Source organism: Alcaligenes sp. NLF5-7 (genome assembly GCF_024266725.1).
GTDB classification, from domain to species: Bacteria; Pseudomonadota; Gammaproteobacteria; order Burkholderiales; family Burkholderiaceae_B; genus Alcaligenes; species Alcaligenes phenolicus.
Genome location: NZ_CP100755.1, coordinates 2,372,406 through 2,385,719, shown reverse-complemented (window position 1 = coordinate 2,385,719; position 13,314 = coordinate 2,372,406). Strand labels below are relative to the sequence as shown.

At 55.6% G+C, this 13,314-nt stretch carries 12 protein-coding genes and 1 riboswitch; of the genes, 6 read left to right on the top strand and 6 right to left on the bottom strand.

The genetic code is table 11. The annotated features are described in order from the left end of the window. The first annotated feature begins 107 nt into the window (after positions 1-107). From MID00_RS10950 to thiC, 3 genes are all read left to right on the top strand, one after another. Positions 108-482 carry a helix-turn-helix domain-containing protein gene (locus MID00_RS10950; RefSeq protein ID WP_022983603.1) on the top strand — a complete coding sequence of 125 codons (375 nt, stop codon included), beginning with the start codon at positions 108-110 and terminating at the stop codon, positions 480-482. A 212-nt stretch (positions 483-694) separates the two neighbouring features. After that, positions 695-1,072: a helix-turn-helix domain-containing protein gene (locus MID00_RS10945; protein ID WP_022983604.1), complete on the top strand. Its 378-nt coding sequence runs from the start codon at positions 695-697 to the stop codon at positions 1,070-1,072. Positions 1,073-1,112: 40 nt separating this feature from the next. Then, a riboswitch (TPP riboswitch) is annotated at positions 1,113-1,207 on the top strand. Positions 1,208-1,262: 55 nt separating this feature from the next. Continuing rightward, on the top strand, positions 1,263-3,179 hold the full coding sequence (gene thiC, locus MID00_RS10940; RefSeq protein WP_009460552.1) for a phosphomethylpyrimidine synthase ThiC: 1,917 nt from the start codon (positions 1,263-1,265) through the stop codon (positions 3,177-3,179). A gap of 1,141 nt (positions 3,180-4,320) precedes the next feature. On the opposite strand, the gene MID00_RS10935 is transcribed toward thiC, so the two are convergent. The 6 genes from MID00_RS10935 to MID00_RS10910 all read right to left on the bottom strand — a co-directional run bounded on the left by MID00_RS10935 (position 4,321) and on the right by MID00_RS10910 (position 10,421). Continuing rightward, positions 4,321-4,899 (bottom strand): OmpA family protein, encoded by a 579-nt coding sequence (locus MID00_RS10935; protein WP_088453170.1) that lies wholly within the window; start codon positions 4,897-4,899, stop codon positions 4,321-4,323. A gap of 265 nt (positions 4,900-5,164) precedes the next feature. After that, entirely contained in the window at positions 5,165-6,154 is a 990-nt protein-coding gene (locus tag MID00_RS10930) for a tripartite tricarboxylate transporter substrate binding protein (RefSeq protein WP_250756138.1), read from the bottom strand. Positions 6,155-6,225: 71 nt separating this feature from the next. Next, the gene (locus MID00_RS10925; protein WP_009460548.1) at positions 6,226-6,963 is read right to left on the bottom strand and encodes an amino acid ABC transporter ATP-binding protein; all 738 of its coding nucleotides are present in this window, start codon (positions 6,961-6,963) and stop codon (positions 6,226-6,228) included. Positions 6,964-7,023: 60 nt separating this feature from the next. Beyond that, positions 7,024-8,118, bottom strand: a complete 1,095-nt coding sequence (locus tag MID00_RS10920) for an amino acid ABC transporter permease (RefSeq protein WP_009460546.1) — start codon at positions 8,116-8,118, stop codon at positions 7,024-7,026. Beyond that, a complete protein-coding gene (locus MID00_RS10915; RefSeq protein WP_022983606.1) occupies positions 8,119-9,306 on the bottom strand; it encodes an amino acid ABC transporter permease in 1,188 nt (395 codons plus the stop codon). It abuts the gene before it with no gap. A gap of 98 nt (positions 9,307-9,404) precedes the next feature. Continuing rightward, complete coding sequence (locus MID00_RS10910; RefSeq protein ID WP_035270417.1) at positions 9,405-10,421, bottom strand: amino acid ABC transporter substrate-binding protein; 1,017 nt, start codon at positions 10,419-10,421, stop codon at positions 9,405-9,407. Between the two features lie 220 nt (positions 10,422-10,641). On the opposite strand from MID00_RS10910, the gene MID00_RS10905 reads away from it, so the two are divergent. The 3 genes from MID00_RS10905 to mutY are packed head-to-tail and all read left to right on the top strand — an operon-like array spanning position 10,642 to position 13,309. After that, on the top strand, positions 10,642-11,313 hold the full coding sequence (locus MID00_RS10905) for a cell division ATP-binding protein FtsE (RefSeq protein ID WP_009460544.1): 672 nt from the start codon (positions 10,642-10,644) through the stop codon (positions 11,311-11,313). Beyond that, entirely contained in the window at positions 11,310-12,218 is a 909-nt protein-coding gene (locus MID00_RS10900) for an ABC transporter permease (RefSeq protein ID WP_009460542.1), read from the top strand. Before MID00_RS10905 ends, MID00_RS10900 begins: the two co-directional genes overlap by 4 nt. Further along, the gene (gene mutY, locus MID00_RS10895) at positions 12,218-13,309 is read left to right on the top strand and encodes an A/G-specific adenine glycosylase (protein ID WP_250756139.1); all 1,092 of its coding nucleotides are present in this window, start codon (positions 12,218-12,220) and stop codon (positions 13,307-13,309) included. The genes MID00_RS10900 and mutY overlap by 1 nt, the downstream gene beginning before the upstream one ends. Positions 13,310-13,314: the final 5 nt, after the last annotated feature.

Genomic DNA, 13,314 nt, shown 5'->3' with positions numbered 1-13,314 from the left:
ATACCTTAACTATAATGACATCTGATGACTATGCCGGACAGTATAAATCACGACTGTGATTTTTAATTAAAACCATCGTGTTTGGCTTTACATCAACAATCTGTTGTGTGAAACATTTCTCCGAACGCCTTCGCCACGCACGTCAACATCGCGGTCTTTCTCAGGCAGATTTGGCACGTCTATGCGGATTGACCCAGAGCGCCATCTCCAATTATGAAAATGGCACTCGTCGGGATGCACGTGAAATTCTGGAGTTGAGCAGAGCCTTGAATGTCAGCGCTTTGTGGTTGCGCAAGGGTATCGGCACGATGGAGTTCACGCAGGACAGCTACACATTGTCCGAACCCCTGGATGGTCCTCCCATTGTTACCTGGCCTTTCCGTCTGTTTTCCGTCGATGAAGTGGTTGCTTTGGCAGATGGCGAACGTGATTTGCTCGATCGCACTTTGCGTCATTTACTGGACGGCATGAAAAAACGCTAGGCACCGTACGTTCTACCCGCCTATACCGCCTGCCTTGTTAAACACCCCTGACATTCAAGCTTTAAGCACAGGCTTGAACCCGACAAATCTGGTGCTGCTCCCATCTTAAGCTTCTCTTCGTTTCATTCAGCCGGTTAAGCCAGACATTTTTATCACATACGACATCTTTACTCAAAACCATCGTGCAGGGCGTTCCATGAACAATCTGTACTGTGAAACACTTCTCTGATCGCCTCCGCCACGCCCGCCTGCAACGCGGCTTTTCTCAAGCCGAGCTGGCTCGTCTGTGCAACCTCAGTCAAAGCGCCATCTCCAATTACGAGAGTGGTACGCGGCGTGACGCGCGCGAAATTCTGGATCTGGCCAAAGCCCTGAATATCAGTGCTCAATGGCTGAAAAACGGGCTGGGCAATATGGAGCTGAGTGCAGCCCATGCTACCACCTTGCAAGACTCCGGCGAAGGCCCACCGATTGTGACCTGGCCCTTCAACCGCTTTTCCGTGGACGAGATTGTGGCTTTGCCACCCAAAGAGCGTGACCACCTGGATCAAACCATCCGTCATCTGCTCAACGGTATGAAAAGAAAATAAGCCTTATACGTCCACAAGCAGCTCCAAGATACCTATACTTGTCAGCACGCAGGGGTACTCGCCATTTGGCGGGTTGAGATAAACCCTCGTACCAGTACGGATAATGCCGATGCTGGGAGCGTGTGCCACAGGTGCAATGCCTGCACGGCACTTCTTCCTATATCGGCTCCACCATTTCTTTGGAGCTGCAATGACAAGCAAAACCCCTTCTTTTACGGCCACAGCGGCCAGCGTAGACCCGGCTGCGATCCAGCCCTTACCCAACTCCCGAAAAATCTACCAAACCGGCTCACGGCCTGATCTGCGTGTGCCTTTTCGGGAAATCTCCCTGGCTGATACGCCCAGCCACTTCGGCGCCGAGCCGAATCCTCCCTTAAGCGTTTATGACACCAGTGGTCCTTACACGGACCCCTCGGTACAGATCGATATTCGCAAAGGCCTGCCACCGCTACGCCAAGCCTGGATCAGCGAGCGCAAGGACACCGAGTTGATGGCGGGGCTCAATAGCCAGTACGGTCAGGCCCGCCAGGCCGATCCGGAGCTGGATACTTTACGCTTCGAGTTGAAGCGCCAGCCACGACGCAGTATTTCGGGCGCTAATGTCACGCAAATGCATTACGCAAGGCGCGGCATCATCACTCCCGAAATGGAGTTTGTGGCGATTCGGGAAAATCTGCGACGTGAGCAATACATTGAAAGCTTGCGCGCCAGCGGTCCGCAAGGTGAAGAGATGGCTCGTCGCCTGACCAAGGTACACCCTGGTCAAGGTTTCGGTGCCAGCTTGCCCACCACGGTCACCCCCGAGTTTGTTCGTGATGAGATTGCGCGTGGCCGAGCCATTTTGCCCGCCAATATCAACCACCCGGAAACCGAGCCCATGATTATTGGCCGCAACTTCCTGGTGAAGATCAACGCCAATATCGGTAACTCCGCCCTGGGCTCCACCATTGGCGAAGAGGTCGAAAAAATGACCTGGGCGATTCGCTGGGGTGCGGACACCATCATGGATTTGTCCACGGGCAAGAATATCCATGAGACGCGCGAATGGATTATTCGCAACTCGCCGGTTCCTGTCGGTACGGTGCCTATTTACCAGGCCCTGGAAAAGGTCGGCGGCATTGCCGAAGATCTGACCTGGGATATTTTCCGCGACACCTTGATTGAGCAGGCCGAGCAAGGCGTGGACTATTTCACCATTCATGCCGGTGTGCGTTTGCCCTTTATTCCCATGACGGCCAGCCGCATGACAGGCATTGTTTCGCGCGGTGGTTCCATCATGGCAAAGTGGTGTCTGGCGCATCACCGCGAAAGCTTCCTGTACGAGCATTTCGAGGACATCTGCGAGATCATGAAGCAGTACGACGTGGCTTTCTCGCTAGGCGATGGCTTGCGTCCCGGCTCGGGCTATGACGCTAATGATCAGGCACAATTCGCGGAACTGCGTACCCTGGGCGAGTTGACCCAGGTAGCGTGGAAGCATGATGTTCAAGTCATGATTGAAGGTCCTGGTCATGTGCCTTTGCATTTGATTCCAGAGAACATGCAGTTGCAGCTGGAGCACTGTCATGAGGCCCCCTTCTACACCTTGGGGCCTTTGGCAACGGACATTGCGCCGGGCTACGATCACATCACTTCCGGTTTGGGTGCAGCGATGATTGCCTGGCAAGGTACGGCGATGCTGTGCTATGTGACGCCCAAGGAGCATCTGGGCTTGCCGAACAAGAAGGACGTGAAGGACGGCATCATCACGTACAAGATCGCAGCACATGCCGCGGACTTGGCCAAGGGACATCCTTCGGCGGCATTCCGGGATAATGCCTTGTCCAAGGCGCGCTTTGAATTCCGCTGGGATGATCAATTCAATCTGGGTCTGGACCCGGATACAGCGCGTGAGTTCCACGACGAGACTTTGCCGAAAGACTCGATGAAAGTGGCGCACTTCTGCTCCATGTGTGGCCCCAAGTTCTGCAGCATGAAGATTTCGCAGGATGTACGGGACTATGCCAAGGCTAACGGTCTGGATGAGCAGTCCGCTGTGGATCAGGGGATGAAGGAGATGTCAGTGCAATTTGTTCAGCAAGGCAGCAAGCTGTATCAGGAGGCTTGATGCTGTGTTGAATACGGGCCGGGTGTGAACATGATCTTTGTTTGATCAGGCCTTGATGGGTTAAAGCCCTGGGTGGATTCTTTCTGCCTGGGGCTTTTTCTTTTTGGGGGCTTCGTCATTTCATTTATTGGAAAGCGAGGTTTAACAGTCAGAAGAGATCGTTGCTGAAGACGCCAGTTAAGCCTAGCTTCAGGGTGTCCGGGCTGAGGGTTTGCCGGTGCTGCGCACCGGTGCCCTTGTCAGGAGATAGCTACGGGCGCATCCTGAACTCGCCGGGTACTTGGTCCCCCGGACCAAGTACAAGCGTCCGGCTCAAACAGCAGGATGCTTGCACCCCTACGCTATCTCCCGACCGCGGCAAACCCTCTGAACCGCCCGGACACCCTGAAGCTAGGCTCAACTGGCTCACAATCGTTTTTTCTGGACGGTTCAAACTGCATCCTTGAATGGCGTGTGGCACTTTCTGGTCTGCGTCGAATCTCTGACCTCTGACCTCTGACCGACCTATCACCCATCACCTATCACCTATCACCTGAGACCTTTCACCTCCGACCCCTCTCCTCAGACGTCAAACCTCAGACCCAAGATCCGAAATCCCAAATCTCAGACCCAGACCCAGACCCAGACCCTCAATACATGATTGCTTGAATAGCCACGGTATGAGCCCTTGGGGGCGGTGGGGACCCGGAGGGGCGATTCAGAGTACTTGCCGCAGGCGGGGGCATCATCCGGGGTGCAAGCACTCTGCTGTTTGAGCGGGGCGCTTGTGGTTCGTCCGGGGGACGAACCACCCCGCGAGTTCAGAGTGCGCCCGGATGATGTCCTCGACAAGGGGACCGGTGCGCAGCACCGGCAAGTGCTCAAGCCCCTCCGGGTCCCCACCGCCCCCAAGGGCGTGCTCACTACCTGGTTCTACTCAATAATCAGCGCTGACTCCCAAGCAACGGTAACGCCCTCAACGACAACTGATAACCGTCAATTGCCAGCTCACGGCTAACAACAGACAACAGACAACAGACAACAGACAACAAGCAAAGAATACCGCCCTCAAACCGCGTCACTCCTCCCCGATCGAACACAAAAAAGCCCGGTTAAAAAACCGGGCCTTTTGTCAGCACGCCCTAAGGCGGCAAGCAGAGACTTACTTCTGCGGAGCGTACAAATACAACTCCACGCGGCGGTTCATGGCACGGCCTTCAGCCGTCGCATTATCGCCAATAGGAGCATTCGGGCCACGACCTTCAACCATCAAACGACCTTGTCCCACACCTTGCTGCGTCAGGTAATTCGTGACAGCGCTTGCGCGGTTAACCGACAAAGTTTGATTGGTCTGTGCCGACCCGGTGCTATCGGTATGACCGACAGCCTTGGCACGCAACTCTGGATGCTGATTCATGGCGCGAGCCACACTATCCAGAACAGGCAGCAAAGCAGGCTTTAACTGATAATGGCCGGTATCAAACGACACACTGCTAGGAATATTGACCCGCAAGCTGCCATCGGGCATTTCGGTCACATCCACACCCAGGCCAGTTGCGCCAGACTGCTGAACATCCTTTTTAATGCCAGACCAGTTGTACGCTGCAATACCACCAGCCAGTGCACCGATACCTGCACCAATCATGGCGGCCTTGCTGCTATCACCAATCAAAGCCCCAAGACCAGCCCCCACAGCAGCGCCGCCACCCGCACCCACTGCGGTACGACCACCTGTGCTCATATTGTCCATCGTGCCGCAAGCGGCCAAAAGGGAAAGAGCACCAGCACATGCTGCTAATTTTGCAGAACGAATGGAAATTGTCATTATTGGCTCCGTAATCTCAAATTAAGTACCAGGACCACTTGAATGCCTCCAATACTAGCAAGAGGCACCGCAAGCAGGTACTTCAAAACAGACTTCACTGCCTTCTTTAACAATTCTTGATCTTGCCAGCGACCACACAAACTGCAGTCACTGATTGCCTGGGGGCTAAGTACTTGAAAGCTTAGAACAACTCGGCACCCGAGTCGGCAACGACTTCTTTGTACTTCTTCAGATCATTGCTGACAAGCTCGCTGAATTCAGCCATGGTACCAGGCTCCACATCCGAGCCCATGGTAGCCAGTGCTTCACGCACGGCCGGATCCATCAAAGCCTTGGAATAAGCGGCATGCAGCTTGTCCAGCACAGGCTGTGGTGTACCGCCAGTAGCAAACACACCGAACCAGGTGCCCAAATCAAACGGTTTCACACCAGCCTGCTCCATGGTGGGAACGTCAGGCAGGAAGCTGGAACGCTCCAGAGTCGTCACAGCCAGGGCCTTGACGGTATCTGCCTTGATCAGCGGCGCTGCCGAAGCCAGGTTGTCGAACATGAAATGCACTTGGCCTGCCAGCAAAGCCGTCTTGGCGGGGTTGGCACCGGCGTAAGGCACATGCACGGAATTGATCTGGGCACGGGTGTTCAGGACTTCACCGGCCAGATGACCCGCACTGCCATTACCGCCCGAAGCAAAGTTCATTTGACCGGGATGCTCTTTGGCGTAGCTGATCAGATCCTGCACCGAAGCAATCTTGTTTTGTTCGGCAAACTCTTTGTTCACGATCAGGATGTTAGGCACCGAGGCAACCAGGGCGATAGGCGCAAAGCTCTTGACCGGGTCAAAAGGCACCGTCTTGTACAGCCAGGGGTTGATGGAGTTGATCGCCACCGCACCCATCATCAGGGTATAGCCGTCCGGAGCAGCCTTGGCCACAATGCTGGCACCGATATTGCCACCCGCACCCGACTTGTTCTCCACCACAACCGTGCCCAGGTCGCCTTTGACGCGTTCAGCCAGCAAGCGAGCCATGCTGTCCAAAGGGCCACCCGGTGGATAAGGCACCACGAACTGGATAGGTTTGGAAGGATAAGCATCCTCCGCCATTACAGCCGGGGCAGCCATGACAGCCGCAACACCAGAGACAGCCAGCAGCCACTTACAGACTCGAAACATCACTTTTTTTCCTTGAAATAAAAATGCATATGGGCTGCACAAGGCAGCCCATGCAGAGCAGCCACTGATCCTTAATGAATGATCTGGCTTAAGAACTCACGCGTTCTTTCACTGCGTGGCGAGTCAAAGAACTCATCAGGCGTATTTTGCTCGATGATTTCGCCCTGATCCATAAAAATGACCCGATCAGCCACTTTACGCGCAAAACCCATTTCGTGGGTCACGCACAACATCGTCATGCCGGTATGGGCCAGCTCGACCATCACTTCCAGCACTTCCTTGACCATTTCCGGGTCCAGCGCCGAGGTAGGCTCGTCAAACAGCATGATTTTAGGCTCCATGCACAGGGAACGTGCAATGGCCACGCGCTGTTGCTGTCCGCCAGAGAGCTGTCCGGGATACTTGTTGGCCTGCTCTGGAATACGTACACGCTCCAGATACTTCATGGCCAGCTCCTGAGCCTGGGCCTTGGTCTTGCGACGAACCCACATCGGCCCCAAAGTCAGGTTTTCCATCACGGTCAGGTGAGGAAACAGATTGAAGTGCTGAAACACCATGCCAACGTCACGCCGAATGGCCTCGACCTGGCGCACATCGTTGGTAAGCTCCTCACCAGCCACAATGATCTGCCCTTTCTGATGCTCTTCCAGGCGGTTGATGCAGCGGATAAGGGTGGACTTGCCCGAACCCGAAGGCCCGCAAATAACGATGCGCTCGCCGGGGGCCACATCCAGATTGATATCGCGCAGCACATGGAACTGCCCGTACCATTTATTGACGTTCTTTAGCTGAATAATGGCGTCTGCCATGCAAAACTCCTTGTCTGGCCAGCAAAGCAATAGGTCTTACCCAAGGCTTTGCTACCTGTGTCAGCGTTCATAACCCGTTTGCAAACGTCGCTCCAGCGAACGACTGTAGCGAGAGATGGAGTAGCAGAACACAAAATAAATCAGTGCGATGAACAGATAGGCTTCCCGGCTAAAGCCGCGCCAGGCCGCATCGGCCAGGGCCACTTTGGCCGCCTGGGTCAAATCGAAAATACCGATAATCACGACCAGGGAGGTGTCCTTGAACAGGGAAATGAAAATGCCTACCAGTGGCGGGATCACGATCTTGAGCGCCTGCGGCAAGATGATCTGACGCATGGTGCGCCAGTAGCTCAAGCCCAGCGAAGCCGCGCCTTCATACTGTCCCTTGGGAATAGCTTGCAAGCCGCCCCGCACGGTTTCCGCGATGTACGCCGCCGCAAACAAAATGATGGCGATCTGAGCACGCAGCAGCTTGTCAATGTTAAAGCCCTCGGGCATGAACAAAGGCAGCATTACCGAGGACATGAACAGCAAGCTGATCAGCGGCACGCCACGAATCAGTTCGATGTAAACCACGCACACTGCCTTGACGGCCGGCAAGCGCGAGGTACGTCCCAAGGCCAGCAACAAGCCCAAAGGAAAGGCGAACGCGATGCCGAAGGTAGCCAGAATCAAGGTCAGCGGCAAACCGCCCCACAGGCTGTTTTCCACATAGCTCAGGCCCAGCACACCGCCCCACATCAAAATACCCACGACGGTCAGGCCGACCAGCCACATCACAGGCAGCCAGGGTTTCCAGAACCAACGCACGCAGCTGCACACGATCAGCAAGGTCAGCAGGATGGAGGCCAACAAGGGGCGCCATTGCTCGTCATAGGGATAGATGCCAAACAGGATCAGACGGTGCTTTTCACGAATGAAAGCCCAGCATGCACCCGCACTGGCCCGACAATCCTGCGCGGTTTGCGCATCGAAATTGGCCTTGATGAACAGCCAATCGATCATGGCTGGCACAGTCATCAAAAGCAGCCAGGCCGACAACACCGTCAAAATGGCGTTCAAGGGAGAGGAAAACAGGTTCTGGCGCAGCCAGCCCAGGGTGCCCCGCTGCAGTGGCGGTGGCCCGCTTACGGTGGATGTAGGCGTATGACTCATTTAGCGCTCCACCAAAGCAATTCGGTTGTTGTACCAGTTCATGAAGATCGAGATCGACAAGCTGACCGTCAGGTAAGCCGCCATGATGATCAAAATGCCTTCAATCGCCTGCCCTGTCTGGTTCAAGGTGGTATTCACCACAGACACAATATCGGGATAGCCAATGGCCACGGCCAAGGAACTGTTTTTAGTCAGGTTCAGGTACTGGCTGGTCATGGGAGGCACAATCACACGCAGAGCCTGGGGCAGAACCACCAGACGCATCATGCGGCCACGGGACAGACCCAGTGCCTGCGCCGCTTCCCATTGTCCTTTGCCCACGGCCTGAATACCGGAACGCACCACTTCCGCCACAAAGGCCGAGGTATAGGTAATCAAACCGGCCAACAAGGCGGCAAACTCAGGCGATAAAGTTACGCCCCCTACAAAGTTGAAACCTTGCAGACGGGGCACATCCAGCGCCAAGGGTTCGGGGCTGATCAGCAAGGCCAGAACCGGCATCAGAACCAGCAGCAATATGCCAAAGCGAATGGTGGGGAAAGGACGGCCCGTTTTTTCCAGACGACGACGCGCCCAGTGCGCCATCAAGACCCACAGCACCACCGCCAGGCCCAGACCCATGAAGATCCAGTCCATGCCATCGCCCTGCAGGGTGGGCAGCTTCAAACCACGATTCGATAAAAATACGCCGCCCAGCGGATTCAAAGCCTGCCGCGGTCCGGGCAAGGTCTCGGTAATCAGGGCGTACCAGAAGAACAGTTGCAGCAGCAAAGGCACGTTACGCATCACTTCCACGTACAAGCCCGCCAGCCGGGAGACCAGCCAGTTCTTGGACAAGCGTGCAATGCCCAGCAAGGTGCCAAACACGGTGGCAGCAATAATGCCGATCACCGCCACTTTCAGCGTATTGACCAGACCGACCAGAATGGCCCGCCCATAAGTATCCGAGGGCTTATAAGCCAGCGCCGACTCGCCAATGGCAAAGCCAGCCTCTCGATTCAGGAAATCAAAGCCTGTAGAAATATTGCGAACAGCCAGGTTGTGCAAGGTATTGGAGACCAGATACCACACACAAAAGCCAAGCACACCCAAAATCAGCACCTGGTAAATAATGCCGCGTGTGAACGGATCATTCCAGGACAGGCGCCGTTTAGGGGGGGCTGGCGCGGCAGGTGTATTTTGTGCCATAGCGTAAAACCCATGGATGCAGCACTACGCGTAGCCCTGCGAGGTGGCGCGCGTCTGGCCGAAGCCAGACGCAAGAACAAACAGCGAAGACCGAAATCTTAACGCACTGGCCAGCCGTACATCACACCACCGTCACGCCATTGCGCATTCAAACCGCGCTCCAGCTTCAAGGCGGTCGATTTACCCAGATTGCGCTCGAAGCTTTCGCCGTAGTTGCCGACCTGTTTAATTATGTTGTAGGCCCACTTGTTATCCAGCTTCAGACCTTTGCCCAGCTCGCCGGACACGCCCAGAATGCGCTGAATGTTCGGGTTATCGCTCTTGGTCTTTTCATCCACGTTCGCGCTGGTAATGCCATATTCTTCGGCTTCCAGCATGGCGTTCAGAGTCCAGCGCACCAGGGTGAACCAGTCCTCGTCGCCCTGACGCACGAATGGGCCCAGCGGCTCTTTGGAGAAATCCTCGGGCAGGATGTCGAACTCATCCGGCGTAGCCTGGGCGGCACGCATGGCTGCCAGCTGGGATTTATCGCTGGTAAAGCCGTCGCAACGACCGGAAGTAAAGGAGCGCATGGCTTCTTCAGGGTTGTTGATCACCACAGGGTTGAACTTGATCCCCTGACCACGGAACCAGTCCGCCAGGTTCAGCTCGGTCGTGGTGCCGGGCTGTACGCACACAGCGGCCCCATCCAGCTCTTTAGCGCTTTTCACGCCCAGGGATTTTTTCACCATCACGCCCTGGCTGTCATAGTAGTTAATGCCAGTGCTGACCAAACCCAAGGTCGTATCGCGAGAGATCGTCGCGGTGGTATTACGGGTCAGCACATCAACTTCACCCGATTGCAGGGCGGTAAAGCGCTGCTGAGTGGTCAAAGGCGTAACCTTGTATTTTTTGGCATCCCCAAAAACAGCAGCGGCGATCGCACTGCACATGTCCACGTCAATGCCGGACCAGACACCCTTACTGTCTGCCAGCGAGAATCCTGCAATACCCGTTGAGACACCGCACTGAACAAAGCCTTTCTTCTTCACCGAGTCCAGGGTTTCACCTGCCTGTGCATTAGCGGCCAAGGCCATCAACGCAACACTACATGCAATGGTTTTCACTAAGGTCATGGAATATCACCTCCTGTTTACTTTTGGTAAATGGATGCAGATTACAATTGCAGCTAAGCTGTGGTGTCCAATCGTAGAGCCAGACTGTCCAAACACAAATCGGGGGTTTCCCTCTAACAATCTGACTAATACTTTTACCTACGCCGACATTTTCATGCGAGCCCCGGCGGTCATTCCCCAGGGGCTTTCCAAGCAGATTCCTCTTTAATTGTGCGTCGCGATGATCGAGTTCCAACACGTTTTTAAATCGTATGGCCGCAGTAAAAATATTCTAGCCGACATTAATTTTCGCATTGATGACGGCGAATTCATTTTTGTTTCCGGCCCCTCTGGAGCAGGTAAATCCACTTTATTGCGTCTGATCGGAGGCCTGGAGCTGCCTAGCCGTGGCTCTGTCCAGGTCAATGGACACAGGCTGGATAAGCTGCCGGCCCGCGCACGGCCGTATTTGCGACGCGCCGTAGGCGTGGTTTTACAAGATACGCACTTGCTGCAAGATCGCAGCGCCCTGGCCAATGTACTCCTGCCCCTGGCCGTCATGGGTCTGGAGCCCAGCACGGCGCAGGCACGTGCCCGCGCCGCCATGGAAAAAGTGGGCCTGCGTGGCAAAGAAGATTTAAAGCCGGTGGAAATGTCGGGGGGTGAACAACAACGGCTGGCGATTGCCCGCGCTATTGTGAATCGCCCGGCTATTTTGATTGCCGACGAACCCACTGCCAATTTGGACGCTGATAACGCCAAACGCATCATGGATGTATTGATGGACTTTAACCGGGTGGGTGTCACCACCTTGATTGCTTCGCACGATCTGAATTTGATGGCACGCTATGCACGTCGAACCCTGTTGATTCAGGACGGCCGTTTTTCCGATCACCCAGGAGTGCTGGCATGAGAACCTGGCTGCGTCATCATCAATACGCCTTTCTGGTGGCCCTGCGCCGCCTGAAAGTGCAACCCTTCTCCTCCCTGTCCAACCTGCTGGTCATTGCCTTGACCCTGGCTGTGCCCGTTCTGGGAGCCAGTATCTTGCTGGCCGCTCAACCTGTCGTGCGCGAGATTCCGACCTCGCCCGAAATGACCGTGTTCATGAAGCAGAACAGCACGCTGGAACAGGCGCAAGCCTTCAGTCAGGCCGTGGGCAAAGAGTTTCAAACTGAACTGGCCCAGATCAGGCTGGTCAGCAAGGAGCAGGCGCTCAAACAACTGCAAAGCAACCCCAGCTGGACAGACGCCTTGGGCGCCTTGCCCAGCAACCCCTTGCCACACGCCATTGTGCTGACTCTGCATGAAACCCCGGACTTGGTGACGCGTGCCGACTCCCTGGCCAAGACCCTGCAAGGCCGCGAAGGCGTGGATAGTGTGCTGCTGGATAGCGAATGGGTGCAGCGTCTGGCTGCGATTCTGAGCTTCATCCGTATTGGCTTATGGATTCTGATGGCAGGTGTGGGCGTAGTGGTGATTGCCACTGTGTTCAATACCGTCCGTCTGCAAGCCCTGAACCAGCGTGAAGAAATTGCCGTGGCCCGTCTGGTCGGCGCCACCGAAGCCTTTGTACGCCGCCCCTTCCTGTATATGGGCGCGCTAACCGGCCTGACGGCCAGCGCTCTGGCATGCGGTCTGGCCCTGCTGGCACTGACCCCACTGAACAAAGCCTTATCCAGTCTGGCCCAAAGCTATGGCGTCCAGTTGACGCTCCGGCTGCCAGAATTTTCTCTGTTGCTGACAGCGGCTATTTTGGTCGCCATTTTGGGCGCCCTGGCAGCACGCTGGTCTGTTACCCGTAGTACCCAATATTGATGTCACTTCCTGAACCCCGTCCCCAAGATCTGGCCGAAAAAGTGGTGGCCTGGCAAAAAACTTCCGGCCGCCACCACCTCCCCTGGCAGAACACGCAAGATCCTTACCGCGTCTGGCTGTCCGAAATCATGTTGCAGCAAACCCAGGTCGCTACCGTACTGGGTTATTACGAGCGTTTTCTGGAACGCTTCCCCACCGTCAAGGATTTGGCCGAGGCCGAGCAAGACGAAGTCATGCCTTATTGGGCCGGTTTGGGCTACTACGCCCGCGCCCGTAACTTGCACCGCTGTGCCCGCGAGGTCATGGAGACATGGGGTGGCCGTTTTCCGGCTAATGCCACAGATCTGGCGACCTTACCCGGCATTGGCCGCTCTACCGCCTGTGCCATCGCCGCCTTCTGTTTTGGCGAACGTAGCCCCATCATGGACGGCAACGTGAAACGCGTGTTCACACGCTACTTCGGGATCTACGGGCCCATGCAGAAAAAGGCCGTGGAAAACGCTTTATGGGCCAAGGCAGATGAGGTCGTGGAACTCGCCCCCGCCAGCCTGGATATGGCGGCCTACACTCAAGGGCTGATGGACTTGGGCTCGCAATGCTGTACCCGCAGCAAGCCCACCTGTAGTCTCTGTCCGCTGCAAAGCGACTGCTACGCCCACACGCACCAGGCACAATCCGAGCTGCCCAGCCCCAAAGAACGCATTCGTCAGGATGAACGCTATGCGCATGTGCTGATTCTGGAGTTGAATGGCCAGGTTTTGCTGGAACAACGTCCTGACAAGGGAATTTGGGGTGGCCTGCTCACCCTGCCCCAGTTTGACGATGCCATCAGCCTGCAAACGGCGGCACTGCATTGGTCTAACGAGGAAGCTATTGCGCTGGCCTCTTTCCAGCATGTGTTTTCTCACTTCAAGCTGCACATCACCCCTTGGTTACTGCAAGTCGATGAATCTGTACTGGCCGAGCCAGTGGCAGGCCAGCAATGGCAGGACCATGAAGCACTGGAGCAGACCGCTTTACCTGCACCCATACGCAAGCTGCTGCTGGGTTTGTACCAGAGCAAGGATAGTGAACAATTACTTCTGAGCTAATGCCA